A 24,131-nucleotide genomic window follows, 5' to 3' on the forward strand; every position below is an offset into this window, starting at 1 on the left:
CAGGGGGTGGTGGGGAGAATGGCCCGCCTCATCTGTCAGTGCTTTTGCGAGGTTTTTTCCATGTATACCGCCATCGGTTATGCCGCCCAGTCGGCCACCACTCCCCTCGCCCCCATGTCGTTTGAACGCCGCAGCCCGCGCGCCGATGACGTGGCCATCGAGATTCTCTACTGCGGCGTGTGCCACTCCGACATCCACCAGGCCCGTAACGAATGGGGCATCGCCGTGTACCCGCTGATGCCGGGCCACGAGATCGTCGGCAAGGTCACTGCCGTCGGTGCCAGCGTGACCGCGCATAAAGTCGGCGACCTCGTCGGTGTCGGCTGCATGGTCGATTCGTGCCGCCACTGCGAAGCATGTAAATCGGACCTGGAGCAATATTGCCTCGAAGGCCCGACCATGACCTACGCCACACCGGACCGCGTCGATGGCAGCAACACCATGGGCGGTTACTCCGACAGCATCGTGGTCAGCGAGCACTTCGTGGTGAAGATCCCGGCCAAGCTCGACCTGGCCAGCGCCGCGCCGATCCTGTGCGCGGGCATCACTACCTATTCGCCGCTCAAACACTACGGCGTCAAGGCTGGCGACAAAGTCGGGATTCTCGGCATGGGCGGCCTGGGCCATATGGGCATCAAGTTCGCCAAGGCCATGGGTGCGGAAGTGACACTGTTCACTCGCTCGGCGAGCAAGGCTGAAGAAGGCCGCCGCCAGGGTGCCGACCATGTGATCGTGTCCACCGATGCCGAACAGATGAAAGCCGCCGCCGGCAGCTTCGACTTCCTGCTCGACACCATCCCGGTGCAGCACGACCTGAACCCCTACCTCGACGTGCTGCGCTTTGATGGCGTGCACATCCTGGTTGGCCTGATCGAGCCTGTGGACCCACCGGTCAACGCCGCCAAGCTGGTATTGGGGCGTAAAGTGCTGGCCGGTTCCTTGATCGGCGGTATTGCCGAAACCCAGGAAGTCCTGGATTTCTGTGCCGAACATGGCATCACCTGCGACATCGAAATGCTCGATATCCGCCAGATCAACGAGGCCTACACCCGCATGATCGCCGGTGATGTGAAGTACCGCTTTGTCATCGACATGGCAACCTTGAAGGTCTGATCAGACTTTTGCGCCCAACTCCGCTGACAGCCGCGCTGCGACCTGTTTGATCACAGGGATCAGCTCGGCCATTTTCTCCAGCGGCATGTAGGGCACGGTACTGGCGATGCTGATGCCGGCGACGATTCGCCGGCTGGCATCGCGCACCGGTGCCGCTACGCAACGGATCGATGGTTCGTTGTCTTCCAGGTCGAACGCATACCCCCCCACCACATACTCACGCATGCGCTGCTCGAACTGCGCCCAGGACTGTTCTGGATGCTGCGGCCATTGCAGGTTTTTCCCACCCGCCGGCAGGCTGGTCTCGTACAAGCGCTGCCACTCTTGCACCGAGTCATCCAGCAGCATCGCCTTGCCCACGCCCGTGCGTGCCAACGGCATGCGATGGCCGACCCGCGAACGCATTTCCGGGCCGTTGCGGCCAGGGTTCTTGTGCAGGTAAAGCACGTCGTCGTATTCGCGAATGGCCAGGTGAATGGTGTCGCCGGTCAATGCCGACAACTCATCCAGGTACGGCACCGCCAGGGTCACCAACGGCAGCTCTTCGCGCGCCTGAAACCCCAGCTCGATCAACTTCGGCCCCAACAGGTAACCGACTTGCGGCACCACGCGCAGGTAACGCTCTTCCACCAGACAACTGGCCAGGCGGTGCGTGGTGCTGCGGGTGGTGCCGATGCGCTTGGCGATCTCTTTCAGATCCCGCGCACCGGCCGCCACCGCCTGCACGACGCCCAGGCCACGCAGCAGGGTCTGGGTGCCGGTGGGGGCTGCGTCTTTGACGGGGGTGTGGGCGTTTTCCTGCATATCGGGCCTATAGGTATGAAAGCGGGGGCATTATGGCAAATACCGTCCCTCAATACAGTGGAGATCCAAAGGTGGGTGGTGTTCGGATTAGCGCTGCTTCATACGGTCGATGATGACCGCCAGCAACAGGATCGAACCGCGAATCACGTACTGGTAGAAGGTGTCGATGTTCTTCAGGTTCATCGCGTTCTCGATGATCGCCAGGATCAGCACCCCGGCAATCACGTGGCGGATCATACCGATGCCGCCGCTCAGCGACACCCCGCCCAGCACGCAGGCAGAAATCACCGTCAGCTCGAACCCCTGGCCGATCATCGGCTGGCCCGAGGTCATGCGCGAAGCAAGGATCACCCCGGCCAGCGCACCGATCAAACCGTGCACGGCAAAGATGATGATCTTGGTGCGATCAACGTTCACCCCCGCGAGCAACGCCGCTTCCTGGTTCCCCCCGATCGCCATGGTGTTGCGCCCATAGGTGGTGTAGTTCAGCAGCCAGCCAAAAAACACAAAGCACAGCACGGTGATGATGATCGGCACCGGCACGCCCAACAGTTGGCCGTTGCCGAACACAAAGAAATCCTCGTTCATCACCCCCACCGCTTTGCCGTTGGAGAAGATGTAGGCCAGGCCGCGCACGATCTGCATGGTCGCCAACGTCGCGATCAACGCATTGATACGCAGTTTGGCGATGACAATGCCGTTGATCAGCCCTACCACCAGGCCCATGGCCAATGCGGCCGAGACACCCAACACCACACTGTCGGTCTCGCGAATCACGATCCCCGCCACCACACCGGCGCAGGCGATGACCGAGCCCACCGACAAGTCGAAGTGCCCCGACGCCAGGCAGAACAGCATGGTGCAGGCGGCGATGCCCACGGTGGAAATCGCCAGGCCCAGGCCACGCATGTTCAGCGGCGAGAGGAAGTTGTCGATAAACAGCGCGCTGAGCACAAAGATGCCCAATGCCGCCAACAGCATCACCCAGTCATCGAGAAACTTGCGCTGGTTGAAACCCGGCCAGAAGCCCTTTGCAGTTTTTACCTGAGACATGCCTACACCCTCTTATTCTTCAAGCCCGCGAACGCGGGAGTGCCAGTTGCAGCAGGCGTGCTTCATCCGCTTGATCGCGGCTCAGTTCGCCGGTCAGCGCGCCTTCGCTCATCACCAGGATGCGATCGGAGATGCCCATCACTTCCATCAGGTCACTGGACACCACGATCACCGCAATGCCGCTGGCGGCCAGGTTATGAATGATCTGGTAGATCTCCGACTTGGCGCCGATGTCGATGCCACGCGTCGGCTCATCCAGCAGCAGCACCTTCATGGGCATCGACAGCCAGCGGCCAAGAATGGCTTTCTGCTGGTTGCCGCCGGACAGATACATGATCTTTTGCGCGGCGGTCGGGGTTTTGACTTTCATTGCCTTGATCTGCTGGTCGGCATTGCCCTTCTCCCAGCCATCGCGCAGCAGCCAGCCGAACGAAGAGTGGGCTCCACGCGCGCTGATATTGATGTTTTCGGCGACGCTGGACAGCGGAATGATGCCTTCCTTCTTGCGGTCTTCCGGGCACAGCAGCACACCGGCGGCGATGGCGTCGCGGGGTGAGCGCAGTTGCAGGGCCTCCCCGCATAACTCCAGGCTGCCGGCACTGGCGCGCTCCAAACCGCTGAGCAAACGGAACAACTCCGTGCGCCCTGCCCCCACCAAACCGAACAGGCCAAGGATTTCGCCTTTGCGCACCTCAAAACTGATCGGTTCACGCAAACCCGGGCCCAACAAACCGTCGACCTTGAGCGCCACCTCGCCGTGCTCGCGCGGGCGGTAGTCATAGATGTCCTGGATGTCGCGACCGACCATGCAGGTCACCAACTGGTCGTGGGTCAACGCACTCATGTCGTCAAAGGTGCGCACGTAGCGGCCGTCCTTGAACACCGTGACCGCGTTGCAGATGCGGAACACCTCTTCCATGCGGTGCGAGACGTAGAGCACCACTTTGCCCTCGTCCCGCAGGCGCGTGATGATCGCCATCAACCGGTCGATCTCCCGCGCCGACAGGCTGCTGGTCGGTTCGTCGAAGGCGATCACATGGGCGCCACGGGACAGCGCCTTGGCGATTTCCACCAGTTGGCGCTGGCCCAGGGACAGGCGGCCGAGTTTTTCCTCGGGGTCGATTTCATCCGCCAGGCCCTTGAGACAAGCCAGGGCCTGCTTGCGCAGCAGGCTCCGGTTGACCACGCCGAAGCGCGATGGCAAATGCCCGAGGAACAGGTTTTCGGCGACGGTCATTTCCGGCACCAGATGCAGCTCCTGGTGAATCACCGCCACGCCGCTGGCGATGCTGTCGGCGGCGCATTTGAACGCCATGGTCTGCGCGCCGATCTGCAGGCTGCCGCTGCTGGGGATATAGGCACCGCCCAATATCTTCAGCAGCGTCGACTTGCCCGCGCCGTTCTCGCCCATCAAGGCGTGCACCTGCCCCGGGTGGGCGGTGAAGCTGATGCCGTCCAGCGCCTTGACCCCGGGAAAGGTCTTGCCGATCCCCTCGAAACTCAGGGCCGCAGCGGTCATTTCCACAGCCCGATCTTGGTCAGTTCTTCCTGGAAGTTGGCGCGGGTGATCAGGGTCACTTCGTCCATGGCGGTGTATTTAGGCGGTTCGGTGCCCTTGGTGACCCACTCGTACATCATCAGCGCAGTGTTGTAGCCCTCGATGTGCGGGCTTGGCAGCATCGAGCCGAAGAAGCCGCTGTTGGCTTTCTTCAATTCGCCGATGGCGTCGGTGCCATTGATGCCGATACCGATCACATTGGCCGCCGCGAAACCGGCGCTTTCGGTGGCGCGCACGCCGCCGAGCACGGTGTTGTCGTTCATGCCGCCGATGATCAGGTTTTTCGCGCCGCTGGGCAGCTTGACCAGGGCCGAGTTGGTGGCGTCCATGCTGCCGGGAACGTCGAGGGTCTTCAGCGCGGCGGTGAGGATATGGTCCTTGGGAATGCCGGCTTCTTCGAGGGATTTGATCGAGCCGTCGGTGCGTTTCTTGCCGGTGTCGAGTTCATTGAAGGTGTTGATCACCGCGTAGGTGTCCTTCCAGTCCCAACCGCGTTTTTTCGCTTCGGCAGCCATGGCCGCGCCTTGTTTCTGGCCCACTTCAAACGCGGCCATGCCCAGGTACGGCACGTCCTCCATGAAGTTGCCCTTGGCGTCGACAAAGCGGTCATCCACGGCAATCACTTTCAAGCCGTTGGCCTTGGCCTTGGCGACAATGGCCGGGCCCAGGGACACGTCCGGCGGGCAGATCACAAAGCCCTTGGCGCCGTTGGCGGCCAGGCTGTCGATGGCCGAGAGGGTTTTCTCGCCATCGGGCACGGCGATCTTGATCACGGTAAAGCCATGTTCCTTACCGGCTTTTTCGGCAAAGGCCCATTCGGTCTGGAACCACGGTTCCTCGGCCTGTTTGACCAGGAAGCCGATCTTCACTTCCTCGGCAAATGCGAAAGTACTGAGGCCGCTGAGCACGGCGGCAGCTGCCAGTACGCGTATTCCTTTTTTCATGAACGGCACCTCTTGTTGTTATTGGGAATGGCAAGTTCTAGTCGTGGTACATCACAGACCGCCCGCCATCGATCATCAGGCAGGTGGCATTGATAAAGGGCGCCTCGTCGGTCGCCAGGAACAGCGCCGTCATCGCCACCTCGATGGGCTGGCCGATGCGCTTGGGCGGGTGCAGGTCGAACGCGCGCTGGCGCTCGGCGTGGGGGTCAGGGAAACCGTTCCAGTAGTCGACGTTGAGCTGGGTTTCGATATAGCCCGGGGCGATGGCATTCACGCGGATACCCTTGGGCGCGTATTCGATACCCAGGGCGCGGGTAAGGCCGAGCAGGCCGTGCTTGGCCACGGGGTAAGGGAAGCAGCCGGGAATGATGTGGCTGGAATGGGTGGAAGCGATGTTGATGATGTTGCCGATGCCCTGCTCGATCATGTGCGGCAGCACCGTGCGGCAGCCGTACCAGGCGCCGTCGAGGTCGATGGCGAAGCAACGACGCCAGTCTTCGTCGCTCATCTCCAACGGGTCGCGGAACACGTTGACGCCGGCACAGTTGACCAGTACATCCACCCGGCCGAAGCGCTCAATGGCCACATTGACCAGCGCCAGCCATTGCTCTTTGGAGGTGATATCGACCGGCTGCGCGTAGATCTCGGCGCCGCGTTCGCGCCAGTGGGCGGCGACTTTCTCGACCTTTTCGCCCTGTATATCAGCGATCACCAGGCGGGCCTGCTGGGCCTGGAAACACGCGACGATCGCCTCACCAATGCCCTGAGCGGCGCCGGTGATGATCACCACCTTGTTCTTCAGCCGCTCGCCGTAGGTCGGCTCGGGCACGGCGGGTAATGACAACGGTTGGGCCTGCATCGCTTCACCTGTTTTATTTTTGGCAGTGAGTGCTGATGCAGAGGACTATAAACCCATCATTTGAAATATCTCAATATATAAATTTGCATCCCACATAGTGAGCAAAATCGAAAAATAATGTGAGAGGGGGCTTGCTCCCGATAGCGTCACGTCAGCTACAGAAAGGCTGACTGATTCACCGCTATCGGGAGCAAGCCCCCTCCCACATTTGATCTACAGTGCTTTCAAAACGGTGGCTTCAGCCGAGGGCGAAGTCCCGCAGCGCATCACCTTCCATGCGATAGCGCACCCACTCCTCCTGCGGCTGGGCACCGATGGATTTGTAAAAGGCAATCGCCGGCTCGTTCCAATCCAGCACGCTCCATTCGAAGCGCGCGCAACCGTTATCAAAGGCAATCTTCGCCAAGTGGCGCAACAACTTCTTGCCCGCGCCGCCGCCACGTTGCTCCGGGTTGATGTACAGGTCTTCGAGGTACAGGCAGTTGCTGCCCAACCACGTGGAATAGCTGAAAAAGAACACCGCAAAACCAATCGGCAAGCCATCCCGCGAGCAGATCAGGCCATGGGCGGTGGCGCCCTCGCTGAACAGGCTGCGCTGGATGTCCACCACGCTGGCGATCACTTCATGCCGGGCTTTCTCGTACTCGGCGAGTTCGGTGATGAAAGTCAGGATCTGCGCAGCATCGCTGGGCACGGCGGGGCGAATCTCGATGGTCATGGGCGAGCCTTGGGCAATGTCAAAGCACACATATTAAGGCGCTTTGATGACTGATTGCAGAGCAATTTCCGGATAGCCAGGCAGCCGACACACAAAATCTTACAGGTGTCACGGCACCGTTCGTCGCCACCCAGGCACGATCATTAAGCGACAACTGACCAATAGAGGGTAAGGACATTAATCATATGGAGACACTCTCATGAAGCATTCCAAGTTTGCCGCCCTCGCATTTGCTGGCCTGTTTTCTTCGGTTTCGTTGAGTGGTTTCGCTGCCACGTCGTCCACCGGTCCTACCAACCCGGACGCCACCACCGAATCGCAGAAATCCATGGGCACGGGCCTGGACACCAACGGCGGCGCGGTCATCGATAACACCAATGGTGCCGACCCGCATACCCAAGGTCACGATACCCAACGTCAGGCCCCCGCTGCCGTCGGCAACGGCAAAATGGGTCCTTCGGTGAATGAGCCCAAGATCAATAAAGGCGATGACTCAAACCTGCCGGGTGCGCCAAAACAACCTGCACCTTGATCCAACGAACGATTGAAGACGAACACCCACCATTTCCCAGTGAAGAGGTATGCATGAACGTCGATAGAAACCTTGAGAAAGAAGTCCTCACCCGCCTGCTGCATGCCCATCCTCAAGGCTTGGGCAAGGAGGTGCTGGACAACTACCGCGGCGAAAAAGAGGTCGCCAGTGTCTTGGCGTTTCTGCAGGACCGCGGGCTTATCAAGGATGGGCATGTGACCACCGACGATGCCGGTGAATATTCGTTGAACCTGCCGATCAAGCTGACCGCTTCTGGCGTGGACGAGGCGCGCAAGCTGGACGGCGAACGCACTCCGTAATCCATTTGTCTGATCTGGCCCCGCTGTTGGGGCCAGAAGGAGTATTGCGATGCCTCGTGGAAGCAAAGCCAAATACACCCCCGAACAGAAGCGCCAGGCCGCGCGTATCGAAGAGAGTTACGCACATAAAGGCGTTCCTAAGGACGAAGCCGAAGCCCGGGCCTGGGCTACGGTCAACAAGCAGTCTGGCGGCGGTGAAAAAGCCGGCGGTTCCGGTCAGCGTAAAGCGCCGGCCAAGAAAGCCTCGGACCGCCATGAATCAGCCAAGCGCGCCGCCGCCAGCCGTGACGGCCACCCGCGCGGCAGCAGAGCCTCGCTGGGCACCCAGACCAAGCAAAGCCTGCTCAAAGAAGCCCGGGCCAAGGATATTCCGGGGCGATCGACCATGCGCAAGGAACAGTTGATCGAAGCGCTGCACAAAGCGGGCTGAACGCGGATCCAAGTGTGGAGGCGGTTGGTTCCCTCCACACTTGTGATTTGTGTTCATTCGGCGACTAATGCGTCGACCTCGGAGGTGCCGGGCGACGTAGCGGGCCCCCAGCGCGTGACCGCCAGCGCCGCCGCCGCATTCGCTCGACGTGCGGCTGCAACAGGTTTCAAACCCTGTGCCAACCCGGCAATAAATACCCCCGCATGTGCATCCCCGGCGCCATTGCTGTCTACCGCCTGCACCTTGAAGCCAGGCACATGCTCGATCTGACCCGCACGTCCCACCCAGCAGCCATTCGGTCCGTCACGCACCACCAATAGCGTCTCGGCGCGCAGGTGCTGGCTGAGCGCCGGCAACGCTGCAGCGATGTCCGCCGTGCCAGTGAACGCCAAGGCTTCAGGACCATTGCTGGTCCAGATATCGATACGTGGCAACAGCACACGCATCAGGGGCGAATCCGGTGCCTTGACCAACGGGCCCGGGTCGAACACCACCGCGATTTCCCGGGGCAATGCCAGCAGCCAGTCGATCAGTGGCTGGGCCTTACCCTCCAGGAGCAGGCTGTAGCCACTGACATAAACATAGTCATCCGGATGCGGCACAACATTGGCCAGGTCCTCGGCACTCAGTTCACCCTCGGCGCCGATATGGGAAATAAAGGTGCGCTCGGTAGTGGCCTCGGTCAGGGACACGCACAAACCGGTGTCCTTTCCGCTGCTGGCCGCCAGGGCCATTTCAATGCCCTCGGCCTGCATCGCCGCGCGGGCCAGGTCGCCGAAGCGGCCATCGCCGTGACGGCCCAGATACACCACCGGCAAGCCATTGCGCCGCGCCGCGGCCATCACATTGAAGCCCCCGCCGGCTTCGAAGCTGGCGGACCTGGCCAGCACGTCGCCGCCGGTCGCGGGCAAGGTGTCGAGGGCCATGACCAGGTCGACGATGACCTGGCCGGTGTGCAGCAATCTAGACATTGGGGCTCTCGACTAACGCCGGACGACGGTCAGCCGCGCCGCCCAGTACCGCATAAATCCCGCCGGCAACCAGGAAGGTGACGATCCAGCCCAGGCCATTGTGGCCAAGCCAGGAGTCGGACAACGGCCCGGCGAACCAAATGTTCTCGGCGGTGGTGCCGATGGTGGTGAAGCTGAAACCCAGCACGATAGCCACGGCCCAGGCGCCGAATGCACGCCATTCCACACCGCCGCGATACCAGTAGGCGCTGCTTGGGCTCACGTCCAGCAGGTCCTTGGGGCTGTAGTAATGACGATGGATCAGGTCGACCACGAAGATCCCGACCCACGCGGTGATCGGCACCGCCAGCAACGAGATGAAGGTGATGAACGGGCCGTAGAAACTGTCGGCGATCAGCATGAAATAAATGGAGCCGGCGAAGATCGCCACGATGTCGACGATCACCGCATGCACGCGCTTGACCTTCAGGCCGAGGGTCAAGGTGGTCAGGCCGGCCGAATACACCGACAGGTTATTCGACAGCAACAGCCCGCCAAATGCGGTGATCAGGTACGGCACCGCCATCCAGGTGGGCAGCATGTCGCGGATCGCGATGATCGGGTCAGTGGCCGAGGCCAGGTCATTGTTGCCCACCGACAGCAGGCCGCCGAGGGTGATCAGCAGCACCAGCGGAATGCCCGCACCAAATGCCGCCGACGCCACCAGGCGCACGGCTGTGACGCTGCGGTGCTGGTAGCGCGACATGTCGGCACCGGCGTTGGCCCAGCCGATACCGGTACCGGCGGCCATGGTGCCAACGCCGATGATCATCGCGCTCAGGGGAGCCGGGGTGGCATTGAACACCGCGCTCCAGTCGATGGTGGCGCAGAGGAAACCGCCCACCAGGATATTCAACGCGCCGAACACGTAGGTGGCCCACTTCTGGATCACCAGCAAGGTGGCGTGGCCCAGACCCGAAACGGCCAACGTCAGCAACACAAAAATGCCGATGAATATCAGGGTAAGGACCGGGGCGCTTTTCGCCTCGACCGCAGAGCCGAACAGAATCGAACACAACGACAGCAACACGAAGGCAGCCGTGGTGGTGTTGACGGTTTCCCAGCCCAGGCGCGACATCAACGACACCAGCGTCGGGCCGATATTGCCGCGCACACCGAAGATGGCGCGGGACAAGGTCAGGCTGGGCGCACGACCGCGACGACCGGCGATGGAGATGATGCCCACCACGGCGAAAGAGCCGGCGGCGCCGAGGATCGCGACGATAATTGCCTGCCAGATGGCCAGGCCGCGAAACGCCACAAGGGTGGCGCCGAGGGGCAGGCCGAGGATGCTGATATTGGCGGCGAACCACACCCAGAACAGTTGCAGCGGATGGCCGTTGCACTCGCCTTCAGGGACCGGTTCAATACCGCGGGTTTCCAATTGCCCGGCACTTTGGCCGGAAGAAGTACTGCTCATGAGACGTGCTCCTGGTGCCTGTATTGTTGTGGTTGTGGCAGATATGCAAGTTGAATCGGTATCCCGGTCTTCCTGACTCAGCGCAATTCGAGCAAGCCTTGAACCAACGGCTGCAGATCCAGGCCATTGACCTGCTTGACCTGTTCGATCATCGATTCGGGCCAGCACTGCAGGCCGAGGCAGGCACCGAGCATCGCGCCGAGCATCGCGGCAATCGTGTCGGTATCGCCGCCCAGGCTCGCGGCCAGGCACAGGGCTTCGAACGCGTTCATGGCCCCCACCGCCACTTGCTGGGCGAGGGCAAATGACACCACCACCGACTCCTGGGAGGCGACGGAGGTGCCGATCAATTCATACAGCAGGTCGGCGAACAGGGCTTTGTCGCCGCTGCCGACGCTCAGGGTGCGTGCCCAACTGATGCGGGTGGAGATGCGCCCGCCGGCAATCCAATGGCCATGGCCTTCCGCCTGTTGAGCCACCTGGGTGCCGATATTCAAGGCTTCACCCAAGTCCACACCATTGATGCCCGCGGACACCACCGCCGCCACTGCCGCTGCGCTGGAAATGCCCAGGGTGGTGTTGTGGGTGACCTGGCAGGCCTGGATCACCGCCTGGATAAATCGCGCCGGGTCGCTGACATTGGCGGCGATCCCCACGGGAGTGATACGCATGGCGGCGCCATTGGTGGTGCCGTAGCGCCCGGACTCTTCCGGGGTATGGCCGTTGAGGATCATGTCGATTGCACGCTTGGTGGAGGGGCCGAGCAAATCCTGGGAGCCCTTGGCGCGCATCACCGCTTCCCAATCGATCAGGCGCCGGGCAAGCACGGTGGGGTCGATCTTGCCTTGGCCCTCGACCAGCAGTTCACCCACCAGGATCGCTTGCTCGGTGTCATCGGTGATGGAGCCCGCCGGCATATTGGGCGCGATGGGTTGGTCGGCGTCGGCATCTTCCAGGCCGGTAATGGCACCGAAACGCTGTTGCACTTGCTCACGGCTCAGGGATTGGGTGGGCATGCCCAGGGCATCGCCCAACGCCAGACCGTAGAAAGCGCCGAGGGCGCGGCTATTCAGGGTCATTTCGAAGATCCAAACTGCAGGTGCAGACGAAAGTGCAGAGGGTCGAGCAGGCTTTCGACGTACTCCATGAAGCGCTCGCGGCGATCGTAGGTGGTGCGCGAGGCCTTGAGAAACACCGTGCCCACCGGGCGGCCAAGCAACTCGGCATCTTCATCGCCAAGGGGCTCGGCGCCGATCCATTGGTCACCTTCGGCACCGACGTAACCGTAGGCTGCCAGGGTGATGGTCAGGGAATTGTCGATCAGGCCAACGCGCGGCAGGCCTTCCAGGCCTCCGGACGCGGGCATCAGCGAGCGCTCAAGGGAAACGGCCGTGCCATCAGTCGTCCGGCGGCGGCGGTCGAGGGCGATAAATTGGTCGGTGCCGAACCGGCTGAACAGATCGGGGCGCGTCGTCGCTTCCAGGCGCAGAATATCGGTGGTCACCAGAGCCCCGGTGTCCGCCAGGGCCTGGGCCCAGCCGCTGGTTTGATCGAGCGCGATGCCATCAAACGTGACGATAGAGCCCACGCCGCTCTGGGTCGCGATGTAATTGCGCCTTTTGAGTTCGGCGAGGGCTTCACGGAGCGTGCCCCGGCTGACCGCAAACTCTTCAGCCAGTTGATGCTCGCCCGGCAACAGGAAACCGTCGGCCATCACCCCACCCTCGATACGGCGGATGAGCTCGTCGACGACGCGTTTTTTCTTATCAAAGCGGACATGTCTAATCATGTACAAATTGATAACCGAAAGCGGCCATTTGCAGCAAGCGAATTATTTCAGGGAGATGAAAAAAATCGGGCTCAGGGTTCCAGGCCAATGCGGAAAAATTCGCCGCCGCTCCATACGCCAAGCCAGGTCTGTCCATTGATCGGACGACTCACTGCCAACTCCACCAATTGGTAGAACACATTGCGATGCACCAGGGCTTCAAGGTTGGTACGCACCCGCAGATAGGGGGACGGCTCTTGGGTGACAGGGTCGATCACCACCCGCAGTGGATGCTCAATATCGGCTTCAATCTGTTCGTCGACGTTGGTGGTGAAGCGCAGCACCTGGCTTTCGCCCTGCCCTTCGACGTCGAGAGTAACCGCGACAAAGGGCGCATCATCGACGGTGATACCGACTTTTTCCACGGGAGTGATCAGGAAGTAATCATCGCCGTCGCGGCGGATAATAGTGGAGAACAACTTGACCATCGGTTTACGCCCGATCGGCGTGCCCTGATAGAACCAGGTCCCGTCACGGGCGATCCGCATGTCGATATTGCCGCAGAAATCCGGGTTCCACAGATGCACCGGCGCCGGTCCCTTGCCCTTGGGCAACTGTGCCAACAGATCGTTGGCCTTGGCGGAATCGGTCATGGTGTTCTCCTTGGTGTTACTGATCGCCCATGCCCAGCAGGCCTCGGGCGTACTGCGCCAAGGGGCGGGCAATCAGATCTTCTGGCTTGTTGTCGTGGAACGTCAGTAAACCGCCACGACTCCGAATACGTGCAGTATCAATCAAATACTGGGTGCTGGTCTCGATCAACATGATCTGGATCACCCCGTTGTCCAGGCCAAGCCGGTCCAGCGCCTCTTGATCAGCCCATTCGTCGGCGTTGCCGATACGGTCATCGGCTTTGGCGAAGCGGCAGTACAGCAGGTAGTGGGCACCCGCCGCACGGGCTTCGGCCATCGCCTGCTCAAGGCCTTCCGGCTGACGAGCGCGACGCACCATGGGGAAGTATTCGACGAAACCGTTGAAGGCTTCCTCGGCCACCACGTTCGGCCGCGGGTAGGCGCTGCCGGGCGGTACGAAGGCGCCCTGGGCAATAAAGACAAAGGAATCCGGCTGTATGCGCACCGAGGCGGTACGACGAGTATCGCTGTGGTCCAGCAGCCCGGCGTCGCTCATCTGATAACGGGTGCCTTCGGCCATATCGCTGACGGTCATGCAACCACTCAGCGTCAACGACGCCAGCAACAAAACCAGACTACGCATCCTAATCCTCCAGAAGCCGGTGACGGAAAACCGGCGAATGGGCACGAGATGCAGAATCCGCGCCATTTGGAAACAACGCAGAACTAAATGTGGGAGGGGTTTGCCGCCTCCCACAATGGGTGATGTGTAATCTTGGGGATAGGGTCAGCCGCCGATGATCTTCATGACCGTCGCGCCGCCGGAGAAGGCCACTTCCTGTTTGTCGCCCAGGGCCTTCATCAGCAGGCCTTGCAGGGCCGGCAGCGCCTGGTGACGAGGTTTGTCCAACAGGTCACCGACGTAGTGACGGTTGCTCGACGACAGGCAGCCATGCAGCCAGCCGGTCGACGACAACCGCAGCCGTGAACAGGTACGGCAGAACGGCACGCTTTCGTTGGCGATCACGCCAAAGAAGCCTTTGCCCGGCACTTCGTAGCGCACCGCCGTGGCATCCACGGGAGCGTTGGCTTGCAGGTATTCGTGATGTTCGCCGATCAGGCTGAGCAGTTGTTGCAGGCTGACGAACTGCTGCAGGAATGCATTGGAGTCCTTGGCCAGGTGGCCCATGCGCATCAACTCGATAAAACGCAGCTCGTAACCACGCTCCAGGCAGTAGTCGAGCAGCGGCATCACCTGGTCGAGGTTCTGGCCGCGCAACGGCACCATGTTGACCTTGATCTTGATCCCGGCGGCGCGCGCCTGGTCCATGCCATCAAGCACGGTGGCCAGGTCGCCGCCACGGGCGATGCTGCGAAAGGCATCGGCATCCAGGGTGTCGAGGGAAACGTTGATACGGCGGATGCCGGCGTCCACCAGCAGCGGCAGTTTGCGCGCCAGCAACTGGCCGTTGGTGGTCAGGCTGATATCGCTGAGGCCCATGCCGCCCACTGCGCCCATGAAGGCTTCCAGCTTGGGACTGACCAGCGGTTCGCCGCCGGTGATGCGCAAGCGGTCGATACCCGCCGCCTCGATCAGGTAGGCCACGCCACGGGCCATGGCCTCCGCCGAGAGTTCGTCCTGGGCAGCCACCAGCCGCTTGCCGTTCGGCACGCAGTAGGTACACGCGTAATTGCAGGCTGAGGTCAGGCTGATCCGCAAATTGCGAAAACGCCTGCCTTGACGATCAACGATCATGGATCACTCCGGCAGAGGAAGATTCGGGCGCACTGAAAACTGACTGATAAATCAGCTTTTAGCAAGATCCTTGCCTGAGTATATTCCTGGGTTACTGCGCCTGGCAGTAAATCGTTACGTGGCTGGGGTTTCGACGGGGGCCGCTTCAACCAGTGCTGGCTCGCTGCTGTGTTTGCGCTTGTTGCCCATGCGCACACCGATGTCCATCAGGAACTGGAAGAAGCCTTCCTGATCTTCCAGCACATTGCTCCAGAACGGCGAGTGGTACAGCGCCACGGCGCCGTGCACCAAGGCCCACGCAGCGCAGTAGTGGAAGTACGGTGGTACGTCTTCAAGCTTGCCTTCGCTGATGCGCCCCTTGATCAGCAGGGTCAGGCGTTCGAAGTTCGAGGCGCGGATCTTGTGCAGCTCCTCGACCATCTCCGGCACTTGATGGCCCTTGACCACCTTCTCTTCCAGGCGGTCAAACAGACGGTAGCGCTGTGGGTCGCGCATACGGAACTCGAAGTAGGCACGGGACAGCGCTTCCTTGTCCTTGTCGACATCGGCCGAATGCAGCAGCTCGTTCAAGTCGCGCTCATAGTCGAGCATCAGGCGCAGGTAGATCTCGGCCTTGGACTTGAAGTGTTTGTAGATCGTGCCTTTGCCGATACCCACGGCATCCGCGATCATCTCGACGGTGACGCTGTCTTCGCCTTGTTCGAGGAACAACTTGAGTGCGGTGTCGAGAATTTCCTGCTCACGGCGGCGAAACTCACGGACCTTACGGGGTTCTTTGTGCATGAGGAAGAGGTCTGCAAAGGTCGGAATAGGGAGGGTTGCGCAGGGCCACAAATACATGGCGATACGATTTACCCAGTGCGAGGGATTATCCCGACTGAACGGTCGTTGGGCAACGTCTATGTGAACCCGCCCTGCACTTTACTTTCAGAGCGCCAACGATTTCATGCCTATCAGTCAGAAATAAAACGCAACAACTGCGCCCGTGCACCTGCCCGATGAGAACTCAAGCGAAGCGCATGTATTCCAAATCTGTTTAAAAAACGATCAGTCGTGACTGGACTGAATCAGATACTGATCAATACTTGAACTGTCGGCGTGACATCTCCCCCAAGTGAAGCGCCGACCTGGGTACCGACGGACTGTGTGCCCTTGTTTTACTCCTAATGGTCTTAACCCGGATTCACCCCCCAGAACCCGGGTTTTTTTTGCCTGCGATTCAGTCGTGTCAGGCAACTACATGGGCCAGAGGGAAGAGGCGCTTGAAGTTCTCGGTGGTCTGCTCGGCAAAGCGCTCATAGGACTCACCGCGCAGCATGGCCAGGTAATCCGCCACATCCCGTACATATTCAGGCAGGTTCGGTTTGCCACGATGGGGAATCGGCGCCAGGTACGGCGAGTCGGTTTCCACCAGCAGGCGATCAGCCGGGACCTGGCGTGCTACGTCGCGCAGGGCATCGGCATTGCGGAACGTGACAATACCCGACAGGGAAATATAGAAACCCAGGTCGAGTGCTGCCTTGGCCATGTCCCAGTCCTCGGTAAAGCAATGCAGCACACCGCCCTGGGGCAATGCGGCTTCGCGCAACAGGGCCAGGGTGTCGGCACGGGCGCCGCGGGTGTGGACGATCACCGGTTTGCCGGTTTGCCGGGCGGCCTGCAAATGCAGGCGAAACGAGGCCTGCTGCAACTCGGCGGCTTCCGGTTCGTAATGGTAGTCCAGGCCGGTTTCGCCAATGGCCACCACGCGCGGGTGATTCAGTTCGCCCAGCAGCCAGTCGAGGGCCGGGGCTTCGCCGGGCTTGAGGTCCAGCGGGTGGATACCCACCGAGCAATCCACATCGGCATAACGCTCGGCCAGGGCTTTGACGTCGGCAGCATTTTCGGCGCTGACGCCAATGCATAGGAAATGCCCTACCCCACGCTGGCGTGCAGCGTCGAGGGCAGCATCAAGGGAGCCGCCGTGCTGGGTGAGGTCAAGGCGATCAAGGTGGCAATGGGAATCTACAAGCATAGGAAATTACGACTTAAGTCACGGAAAGTGTCTGGCCAACGATACACCCGTCGGCCAAGGAAATTAACGCCGGCCGAGCAAGCCAACCCACTGCACCAGCAGCGCTTCAAGCAACAGCACGCGGTTGAGGTTGGCCTTGCCGAGCACCTTCTGGCGCTGGGCGAGGATCCAGTCCTGGATAGTCAGTACCTTGTCCTGGGCACTTTTCTGCGCGAGGTATTGCACCACCTTGCGCATGTCCGGCAAGCCCAGGCCGTTTTCATCCTGGGTCAACTGGTAGCGCAGGATCAGGCTCGACCAATCACAGAACCAGTCGAACAGCAGCAGCAAGGGAATGTCCTTCCAGGCACTTTCGGCCAACTGGGTGGCGGACAGCTCTTGTTTGAGCAGCTTTTTAACCCCATCCACAACCAGGGCGCGTTGCTCACGTACGCCCTGGGCTTGCAGCTTGACGGCCGCCAGCGGGGAACCGGCCGCCAGGGTCAGCAACTCGACCCGTTCCTCTTCGGAGCAATCCGGCAGCGCCTTCGCCAGCCATTGCAGGCTCATGGCTTCGCTCGGCAACGGGCAGGCCTGCTGTACGCAACGGCTGCGAATGGTCGGCAACAAGCGGCTGGACTGGTGACTCACCAGCAACAACACCGTGTCGCCGGAGGGTTCCTCCAGGCTCTTGAGCAAGGCATTGGCGGCGTTGATGTTCATCGCCTCCACCGGCTCGATCAATACCACTTTGCGCCCGCCCATCTGCGCGGTCTGCACCACGAAACCGACGAGGTCACGCACCTGGTCGACCTTGATCGCCTTATCGGCTTCCTCGGGTTCGAGCAGGTAATTGTCCGGGTGGCTGCCGGCCTTGAGCAACAGGCAGGATTTGCACTCGCCGCAGGCTTCAAGGTTGACCGGGCGCTGGCACAGCAAACTGGCCATGAGTCGCTCAGCCAGATCACGTTTACCAATACCGATCGGCCCGTGCAGCAGATAAGCGTGGGCGTGCTGTGCGCGTCCGGCCAACTGCTGCCAGAGACTGTCCTGCCATGGGTAGGCTTCAGCCACGGGCGCGCTCCAACAGCTTGGGCAACAGGGCGTCGATGGCCTGCTGCACTTGCGTCAATGGCTGGGCCGCGTCCAGCAGGTGGTAGCGCGCCGGTTCAGCCTCGGCGCGCTTGAGGAACGCGCTGCGCACAGCATCGAAAAACCCCTGGCCTTCCAGTTCGAAACGATCGAGACGCCCACGGGCGCTCGCGCGGGCCATGCCCACTTCCACCGGCAGGTCGAACAGCACGGTCAGGTCAGGGCGCAAGTCTCCCTGCACAAAGGTCTCAAGGGTAGCGATACGCGCCAGGGACAAGCCTCGGCCACCGCCCTGGTAGGCATAAGTGGAATCGGTGAAACGGTCGCAGATCACCACGGCACCACGGGCCAGGGCCGGACGAATCACCTCGGCCAGGTGCTGGGCACGGGCAGCGAACACCAGCAGCAGCTCGGTGTCCGGGTTCATCTGTTCTTCGCCTGGGGCCAGCAACACTTCACGGATGCGCTCGGCCAGTGGCGTACCGCCGGGCTCACGGGTCAACACCACCTCGACACCTTCAGCGCGCAAGCGCCCGGCCAGGTAATCGCGGTTGGTGCTTTTGCCGGCGCCTTCGGGGCCTTCCAGGGTAATAAACAAGCCAGTCACAGGCAGTCCTTAGTCAGAGTCATTGCGGGCTTTGCGGCGCGGCGGCATCCGGCGCGGGCTCGGCGGGTGCATCAGCAGGCGGCGTTACGTCTTCCGGCGGTTTTACCATCGGTGCCGGGCTTGAGCGGTAATCGGCACGGCGCTTGAGCTGGAACTCACGCACGGCGGCATTATGCGCACCCAGGTCATCGGAGAAAATATGGCTGCCGTCGCCACGGGCGACGAAATACAGGCTGCTGCCCGGCACCGGGTTCAACGCGGCATGGATCGCCTCGCGGCCGACCATGGCGATGGGTGTCGGGGGCAGACCGGCAACCATGTAGGTGTTGTAGGGATTGGCTTCCTTGAGGTGCGCACGGGTCAACTTGCCGTTGTAGCGCTCGCCCAAGCCGTAGATCACGGTGGGGTCGGTCTGCAGCAGCATACCGATCTTCAGGCGGCGCACGAATACCCCGGCGATCTGCCCGCGCTCTTCCGGCACACCGGTCTCTTTCTCCACCAGGGACGCCATGATCAAGGCTTGATAGGGGTCGGTATAGGGCGCATCGGCAGCGCGCTTGCTCCACTCCTGGGCGAGCACATCATCCAGGCGGTTATAGGCTTTCTTCAGGAACTCGACATCGGTCATGCCACGCACGAAGCGGTAGGTATCCGGGAAGAACCGCCCTTCGGGGAACACGCCGGGATGGCCGAGCTTGTCCATCACTTCACTGTCACTCAGGCCCGACAGGGTCTGCACGATCTTTTCATGCTTGGCCAGGGCCGAACGCACCTGACGGAAACTCCAGCCCTCCACCAGCGTCAGGCTGTATTGCACCACTTCGCCGCGCTGCCACAAGCCGATCAGGCCTTCGGCGGTCATGCCGGGGGTCATGCGGTATTCACCGCTGTGCAGCGGTTGGCCGTCGAGGTTGAAGCGCCAATACAGGCGCAACCAGAAAGCGCCGCCGAGCACGCCATCGGCTTCCAGGCGATTGAAGGTCCCGGTGGGCGTCGCCCCTGCCGGAACATCGAGCAATTGCTCCTGGGTCAGATTCAACGGCTGCTTCAAGGCAGCGTCGTATTTCCATGCGGAAAACCCCAACAGCAAAGCCGCCGAGAACAGACCGATCAGCAGCAGTACAACCAGTTTTCGTATCAACTCAAATATCCAATAGCGCGCGAACAATGCCCTGCAGTTTACGGGTGAGCGGCCCAACCGACCAGCTCATCGCAGCGCATCCAAGCACCGGCCAAATGCCATAAACGCTGTTGCATACGAAGACTTCGTCGGCCTCGCGCAATTGCTCGAGACTGATGTCGGCCACAGCCACCGGGACGCCCAGGGCTTGCGCCTGAGCCAGGATCTCGGCGCGCATGACGCCTGCAACGCCGCAACGATTCAGATCGGCGGTTAGTAACAAGCCGTTACGCACCAGGAACAGGTTGCTGAATACGCCCTCAATGACACGCCCGGACATATCCAGCATCAAACCTTCGGCATGTTCGGCATCCTGCCATTCAGCACGGGCGAGCACCTGTTCGAGGCGATTGAGGTGCTTGAGACCGGCCAGCAGCGGCTGCTCGGCCAAGCGGGTGGCACACGCAAACAGACGAACACCGTCGGTTCCATGGGCCTGGGGATAGGTAGCAGGCGGATTACCCTGCAAGATACGACGCACAGGGGCCTCGGGGTTGATGCCATAACCGCGCAGGCTGTCGCCGCGGGTGAGGATCAACTTGAGGACACCGTCGCCGAGAGCGGCGGCATAGGCCTGCACTTCGCTGCGGACCAGCACTTGATCCACAACGAAAGCGAGGCGCCTGCAGCCCTCATCAAGGCGTTGCAGGTGACGGTCAAGCAGCACGGGCTGTCCGGCCTTGACGGCGATGGTCTCGAACAGGCCATCACCGTACGCCAGGCCGCGATCTTTCAGGGGCACGCTGTCCGCTGGCTGACCGTCGACCCAGCTGTGCATCACTCGGCGAACCGGCGGAACACCAGGGAACCGTTGGTGCCACCGAAGCCGAACGAGTTTGAGATCGCAACGTCGATCGGCATCTGTTGCGGCTCATGCGGCACGAAGTTCAGATCGCAGCCTTCGTCCGGCTCATCGAGGTTGATGGTCGGCGGAGCGACCTGGTCCTTGATGGCCATCACACTGAAGATCGCTTCTACCGCGCCCGCCGCACCCAACAGGTGGCCGGTCATGGACTTGGTGGAGCTGACCGCCAGCTTGTAGGCGTGCTCGCCGAACACCGACTTGATGGCTTCGGCTTCCGCCAAATCGCCCGTAGGGGTCGAGGTGCCATGGGCATTGATGTATTGCACCTGGTCTGCATTGACCTTGGCATCGCGCAAGGCGTTGGTGATGCAACGCGCAGCGCCGGCACCGTCGGACGGTGGCGAGGTCATGTGATAGGCGTCGCCGCTCATGCCAAACCCGATCAACTCGGCATAGATGGTGGCACCACGCGCCTTGGCGTGCTCCAACTCTTCGAGTACCAGGGCACCGGCACCGTCGGCCAGTACAAAGCCGTCACGGCCCTTGTCCCACGGACGGCTGGCACGGGTCGGCTCGTCATTGCGGGTCGACAGTGCACGGGAGGCGCCAAAGCCGCCCATTCCCAGGCCGCAGGCCGCCATCTCAGCACCACCGGCGATCATCACGTCGGCTTCGTCATAGGCGATGTTACGCGCCGCCATACCGATGCAGTGGGTACCCGTGGTGCACGCCGTAGCAATGGCGTAGTTAGGCCCCTGCGCACCCAAGTGGATGGACAGGAAACCGGAAATCATATTGATGATCGAGCCAGGCACGAAGAACGGTGAAATTCGACGGGGCCCGGATTCGTGCAGCGTGCGGCTGGTTTCTTCGATATTGGTCAAACCGCCAATACCCGAACCCATGGCCACGCCGATGCGCTCACGGTTGGCGTCGGTCACTTCCAGGCCAGCATTACGCACGGCCTGAAAACCGGCTGCCAGGCCGTATTGAATGAACAGGTCGAGCTTGCGGGACTCTTTGATCGAGAGATATTCCTCGACATTGAACCCCTTTACCGAGCCGCCAAAACGGGTGGAATAGGCAGAAAGGTCCGTATGTTCGATCAGACCAATACCACTGCGGCCAGCCAGAATGCCCTGCCAACTGCTCGGCACATCCGTACCCAGTGGCGACAACATACCCATACCGGTGACTACGACGCGTCTACGCGACACAGCACTCTCCTTTTTCTAATGACGACACTTTGCTTCAGAGCTTACTTTTCATCAGCGCTAAAGAAAAAACCGCACGCCGTTACAGCAGTGCGGTTTTTCCCTAACAGCAGGCGACGACTACAAACTATTACGCCTGGTGGTTCGTAACGTAGTCGATAGCAGCTTGAACAGTAGTGATTTTTTCAGCTTCTTCGTCCGGGATTTCGGTCTCGAATTCCTCTTCCAGAGCCATCACCAGCTCAACGGTGTCAAGGGAATCGGCACCCAGGTCTTCTACGAAGGAAGCAGTGTTGACCACTTCTTCTTCTTTGACGCCCAGTTGCTCGGCAACGATTTTCTTGACGCGCTCTTCGATGGTGCTCATACCTTGTTTAACTCCTAATGGACAAATTCAGGCAGCTGGCCAGTGGGTAAGTGTATAGAAAGCCTTTTCAGCTTTTCAACTGAAAGCTTCACCCTGTACCCGGTTTGCCACCTGCCTATAAATTAAGTTGCAGCTTTATAACGGATTTTAGACAGCTCGTATGACATTTTTTTGAAGCGATCCGTCACAATTTAACTCATGTACATCCCGCCGTTCACCGGGATTGTAGCCCCAGTCACGTATGCCGCACCGTCGGATGCCAGGAAAGTGACCACATTCGCGATCTCTTGAGCCTGGCCCAGACGGCCCAGCGGAATCTGCGTCAGCAACGCTTCACGCTGTGCTTCCGGCAGTTCGCGGGTCATATCGGTGTCGATGAACCCTGGGGCCACCGAATTGACCGTAATCGACCGCGAGCCGACCTCACGCGCCAATGCACGGCTGAAACCTTCCAGACCGGCCTTGGCGGCTGCATAGTTTACTTGGCCTGCGTTGCCCATGGCACCCACTACGGAGCCAATATTGATAATTCGACCCCAACGCGCCTTGGTCATGCCGCGCAAAACACCCTTGGACAGGCGAAACAGACTGTTCAGATTGGTATCGACCACGTCGTACCACTCGTCGTCTTTCATGCGCATCATCAGGTTATCGCGGGTGATACCAGCGTTATTCACCAAAATTGCCGGGGCGCCAAACTGTGCGGTGATCTCGGCCAAGACGGCAGCCACGGATTCATCGCTGGTCACGTTCAGCTCAAGGCCGGTGCCTTGTACGCCGTTTTCCTTCAGGGTCGCGGCGATACGCTCGGCGCCCGAGGCGGAAGTGGCGGTGCCAATCACGACGGCACCCTGACGACCCAGCTCCAGGGCGATGGCCTGGCCAATGCCACGGCTCGCGCCGGTAACCAGTGCAACTTTACCTTGCAGACTCATGCAGGCTTCTCCTAAGTTCGGGGATCAGGCCAGCGCCGCACGAGCGGCAGCGAAGGCATCCGGGGTATTGAGGTTGGCAGTCGACACGCCGTCGGCGCAGCGCTTGTTCAGGCCAGCCAGGACTTTGCCCGGGCCGCACTCGACCAGCTCGGTGGCGCCATTGGCGGCCAGGGTCTGGACCGACTCGACCCATCGCACAGGCTTGTAAAGTTGCTCCAGCAGGTCGCGCTTGAGGGTGTCGAGGTCGACGGCCACGGCCGCGCTGACGTTCTGCACCAGCGGGATCTGCGGCGCCTGCCAGTTGATGGCAGCGATGGACTCGGCAAAACGCTCGGCAGCCGGGCGCATCAGCTCGCAGTGCGACGGCACGCTCACCGGCAACGGCAATGCGCGCTTGGCACCACGTGCCTTGCAGCCCTCGATGGCACGCTCGACGGCCGCCTTGGCACCGGCGATCACCACCTGGCCTGGGGAGTTGAAGTTTACCGCGCTCACCACTTCACCCTGGGCCGCTTCGGCACAGGCTTCGATTACGACAGCATCGTCCAGCCCCAGGATAGCGGCCATCCCGCCCTGCCCGGCCGGAACGGCTTCCTGCATCAGCTGTCCACGACGCTCGACCAGCTTGACCGCTTCAGCAAGGGTCAGGCTGCCCGCCGCCACCAGGGCGCTGTATTCGCCCAGGCTATGACCGGCCACGAACGCCGGACGCGCACCGCCTTCGGCCAACCACAAGCGCCACAGGGCGATCGAAGCAGTCAGGATGGCTGGCTGGGTTTTATCGGTTTGATTGAGCTGCTCTTCCGGCCCCTGCTGGGTCAGCGCCCACAGGTCGTAACCCAGGGCCTCGGAAGCTTCCTTGAACGTGTCCAGGATCAGCGGGTATTGCGCGCCCAGCTCGGCCAACATGCCGAGGGACTGCGAACCCTGCCCTGGAAAGACGAATGCGAGGGATGTAGACATGTAACAAGCCCCTAATGATCTGGTCGTCGGAAATGGTCGCTCCTCGGTGGGAGCGCAC

27 protein-coding genes are annotated in these 24,131 nt (G+C 61.1%); 4 read left to right on the top strand and 23 right to left on the bottom strand.

Going from position 1 to position 24,131, the window contains the following annotated elements; translation table 11 throughout:
• Window positions 1–60: 60 nt before the first annotated feature.
• Window positions 61–1,113: an NAD(P)-dependent alcohol dehydrogenase gene (locus ACHPFG_RS24240; RefSeq protein ID WP_131699733.1), complete on the top strand. Its 1,053-nt coding sequence runs from the start codon at window positions 61–63 to the stop codon at window positions 1,111–1,113.
• Here ACHPFG_RS24240 and ACHPFG_RS24245 read toward each other — a convergent pair whose 3' ends face one another.
• The 6 genes from ACHPFG_RS24245 to ACHPFG_RS24270 form a co-directional block, all read right to left on the bottom strand.
• Window positions 1,114–1,917, bottom strand: coding sequence for an IclR family transcriptional regulator (locus tag ACHPFG_RS24245; protein WP_145337045.1), 804 nt, complete (start codon window positions 1,915–1,917; stop codon window positions 1,114–1,116).
• 87 nt (window positions 1,918–2,004) lie between these two features.
• Window positions 2,005–2,970, bottom strand: a complete 966-nt coding sequence (gene araH, locus ACHPFG_RS24250; RefSeq protein ID WP_431700627.1) for an L-arabinose ABC transporter permease AraH — start codon at window positions 2,968–2,970, stop codon at window positions 2,005–2,007.
• Window positions 2,971–2,989: 19 nt separating this feature from the next.
• Window positions 2,990–4,489 carry an L-arabinose ABC transporter ATP-binding protein AraG gene (gene araG, locus ACHPFG_RS24255; RefSeq protein ID WP_431700628.1) on the bottom strand — a complete coding sequence of 500 codons (1,500 nt, stop codon included), beginning with the start codon at window positions 4,487–4,489 and terminating at the stop codon, window positions 2,990–2,992.
• Entirely contained in the window at window positions 4,486–5,472 is a 987-nt protein-coding gene (locus tag ACHPFG_RS24260; RefSeq protein ID WP_167656075.1) for a substrate-binding domain-containing protein, read from the bottom strand. Before ACHPFG_RS24260 ends, araG begins: the two co-directional genes overlap by 4 nt.
• A 37-nt stretch (window positions 5,473–5,509) precedes the next feature.
• Window positions 5,510–6,331, bottom strand: a complete 822-nt coding sequence (locus ACHPFG_RS24265; RefSeq protein ID WP_145338690.1) for an SDR family oxidoreductase — start codon at window positions 6,329–6,331, stop codon at window positions 5,510–5,512.
• A 238-nt stretch (window positions 6,332–6,569) separates the two neighbouring features.
• Complete coding sequence (locus ACHPFG_RS24270) at window positions 6,570–7,049, bottom strand: GNAT family N-acetyltransferase (protein WP_027607824.1); 480 nt, start codon at window positions 7,047–7,049, stop codon at window positions 6,570–6,572.
• A gap of 199 nt (window positions 7,050–7,248) precedes the next feature.
• Here ACHPFG_RS24270 and ACHPFG_RS24275 point away from each other — a divergent pair, with 199 nt between their 5' ends.
• From ACHPFG_RS24275 to ACHPFG_RS24285, 3 genes are read left to right on the top strand one after another with little or no spacing between them, the layout of a single operon-like run.
• Entirely contained in the window at window positions 7,249–7,581 is a 333-nt protein-coding gene (locus ACHPFG_RS24275; RefSeq protein ID WP_431700629.1) for a hypothetical protein, read from the top strand.
• A 53-nt stretch (window positions 7,582–7,634) separates the two neighbouring features.
• On the top strand, window positions 7,635–7,901 hold the full coding sequence (locus ACHPFG_RS24280; RefSeq protein WP_431700630.1) for a hypothetical protein: 267 nt from the start codon (window positions 7,635–7,637) through the stop codon (window positions 7,899–7,901).
• Between the two features lie 49 nt (window positions 7,902–7,950).
• Window positions 7,951–8,331: a termination factor Rho gene (locus ACHPFG_RS24285; protein ID WP_431700631.1), complete on the top strand. Its 381-nt coding sequence runs from the start codon at window positions 7,951–7,953 to the stop codon at window positions 8,329–8,331.
• A 53-nt stretch (window positions 8,332–8,384) separates the two neighbouring features.
• Here ACHPFG_RS24285 and ACHPFG_RS24290 read toward each other — a convergent pair whose 3' ends face one another.
• From ACHPFG_RS24290 to fabD, 17 genes are all read right to left on the bottom strand, one after another.
• The gene (locus ACHPFG_RS24290) at window positions 8,385–9,302 is read right to left on the bottom strand and encodes a PfkB family carbohydrate kinase (protein WP_431700632.1); all 918 of its coding nucleotides are present in this window, start codon (window positions 9,300–9,302) and stop codon (window positions 8,385–8,387) included.
• A complete protein-coding gene (locus tag ACHPFG_RS24295; protein WP_259243225.1) occupies window positions 9,295–10,761 on the bottom strand; it encodes a purine-cytosine permease family protein in 1,467 nt (488 codons plus the stop codon). The genes ACHPFG_RS24290 and ACHPFG_RS24295 overlap by 8 nt, the downstream gene beginning before the upstream one ends.
• Before the next feature lie 77 nt (window positions 10,762–10,838).
• Entirely contained in the window at window positions 10,839–11,840 is a 1,002-nt protein-coding gene (locus ACHPFG_RS24300) for an ADP-ribosylglycohydrolase family protein (protein WP_431700633.1), read from the bottom strand.
• On the bottom strand, window positions 11,837–12,550 hold the full coding sequence (locus ACHPFG_RS24305; protein ID WP_131697752.1) for a GntR family transcriptional regulator: 714 nt from the start codon (window positions 12,548–12,550) through the stop codon (window positions 11,837–11,839). Before ACHPFG_RS24305 ends, ACHPFG_RS24300 begins: the two co-directional genes overlap by 4 nt.
• A gap of 71 nt (window positions 12,551–12,621) precedes the next feature.
• Window positions 12,622–13,182 carry a DUF1285 domain-containing protein gene (locus tag ACHPFG_RS24310; protein ID WP_131697753.1) on the bottom strand — a complete coding sequence of 187 codons (561 nt, stop codon included), beginning with the start codon at window positions 13,180–13,182 and terminating at the stop codon, window positions 12,622–12,624.
• Window positions 13,183–13,198: 16 nt separating this feature from the next.
• Window positions 13,199–13,804 (bottom strand): DUF4823 domain-containing protein, encoded by a 606-nt coding sequence (locus ACHPFG_RS24315; RefSeq protein WP_027607816.1) that lies wholly within the window; start codon window positions 13,802–13,804, stop codon window positions 13,199–13,201.
• A 144-nt stretch (window positions 13,805–13,948) separates the two neighbouring features.
• Window positions 13,949–14,917: a GTP 3',8-cyclase MoaA gene (locus ACHPFG_RS24320; RefSeq protein ID WP_145338695.1), complete on the bottom strand. Its 969-nt coding sequence runs from the start codon at window positions 14,915–14,917 to the stop codon at window positions 13,949–13,951.
• Window positions 14,918–15,031: 114 nt separating this feature from the next.
• Window positions 15,032–15,700, bottom strand: coding sequence for a TetR/AcrR family transcriptional regulator (locus ACHPFG_RS24325; RefSeq protein WP_027607814.1), 669 nt, complete (start codon window positions 15,698–15,700; stop codon window positions 15,032–15,034).
• Between the two features lie 445 nt (window positions 15,701–16,145).
• Window positions 16,146–16,931 carry a TatD family hydrolase gene (locus ACHPFG_RS24330; protein WP_431700634.1) on the bottom strand — a complete coding sequence of 262 codons (786 nt, stop codon included), beginning with the start codon at window positions 16,929–16,931 and terminating at the stop codon, window positions 16,146–16,148.
• A gap of 63 nt (window positions 16,932–16,994) precedes the next feature.
• Window positions 16,995–17,984 carry a DNA polymerase III subunit delta' gene (locus tag ACHPFG_RS24335; protein WP_431700635.1) on the bottom strand — a complete coding sequence of 330 codons (990 nt, stop codon included), beginning with the start codon at window positions 17,982–17,984 and terminating at the stop codon, window positions 16,995–16,997.
• Entirely contained in the window at window positions 17,977–18,609 is a 633-nt protein-coding gene (gene tmk, locus ACHPFG_RS24340) for a dTMP kinase (RefSeq protein ID WP_145338698.1), read from the bottom strand. The genes ACHPFG_RS24335 and tmk overlap by 8 nt, the downstream gene beginning before the upstream one ends.
• Before the next feature lie 19 nt (window positions 18,610–18,628).
• Entirely contained in the window at window positions 18,629–19,750 is a 1,122-nt protein-coding gene (gene mltG / locus ACHPFG_RS24345; RefSeq protein ID WP_431700636.1) for an endolytic transglycosylase MltG, read from the bottom strand.
• 1 nt (window position 19,751) lies between these two features.
• On the bottom strand, window positions 19,752–20,567 hold the full coding sequence (gene pabC / locus ACHPFG_RS24350; RefSeq protein ID WP_431700637.1) for an aminodeoxychorismate lyase: 816 nt from the start codon (window positions 20,565–20,567) through the stop codon (window positions 19,752–19,754).
• A complete protein-coding gene (fabF, locus tag ACHPFG_RS24355) occupies window positions 20,567–21,811 on the bottom strand; it encodes a beta-ketoacyl-ACP synthase II (RefSeq protein WP_131697760.1) in 1,245 nt (414 codons plus the stop codon). The genes pabC and fabF overlap by 1 nt, the downstream gene beginning before the upstream one ends.
• A gap of 127 nt (window positions 21,812–21,938) precedes the next feature.
• Window positions 21,939–22,175, bottom strand: a complete 237-nt coding sequence (gene acpP / locus ACHPFG_RS24360) for an acyl carrier protein (RefSeq protein WP_003442511.1) — start codon at window positions 22,173–22,175, stop codon at window positions 21,939–21,941.
• A 191-nt stretch (window positions 22,176–22,366) separates the two neighbouring features.
• Window positions 22,367–23,110 (bottom strand): 3-oxoacyl-ACP reductase FabG, encoded by a 744-nt coding sequence (gene fabG / locus ACHPFG_RS24365; RefSeq protein ID WP_015885432.1) that lies wholly within the window; start codon window positions 23,108–23,110, stop codon window positions 22,367–22,369.
• Between the two features lie 24 nt (window positions 23,111–23,134).
• Window positions 23,135–24,073, bottom strand: coding sequence for an ACP S-malonyltransferase (gene fabD, locus ACHPFG_RS24370; RefSeq protein WP_032886801.1), 939 nt, complete (start codon window positions 24,071–24,073; stop codon window positions 23,135–23,137).
• Window positions 24,074–24,131 lie beyond the last annotated feature (58 nt).

The organism is Pseudomonas sp. BR20 (genome assembly GCF_050780135.1).
In the GTDB taxonomy this organism is placed as follows: Bacteria; Pseudomonadota; Gammaproteobacteria; order Pseudomonadales; family Pseudomonadaceae; genus Aquipseudomonas.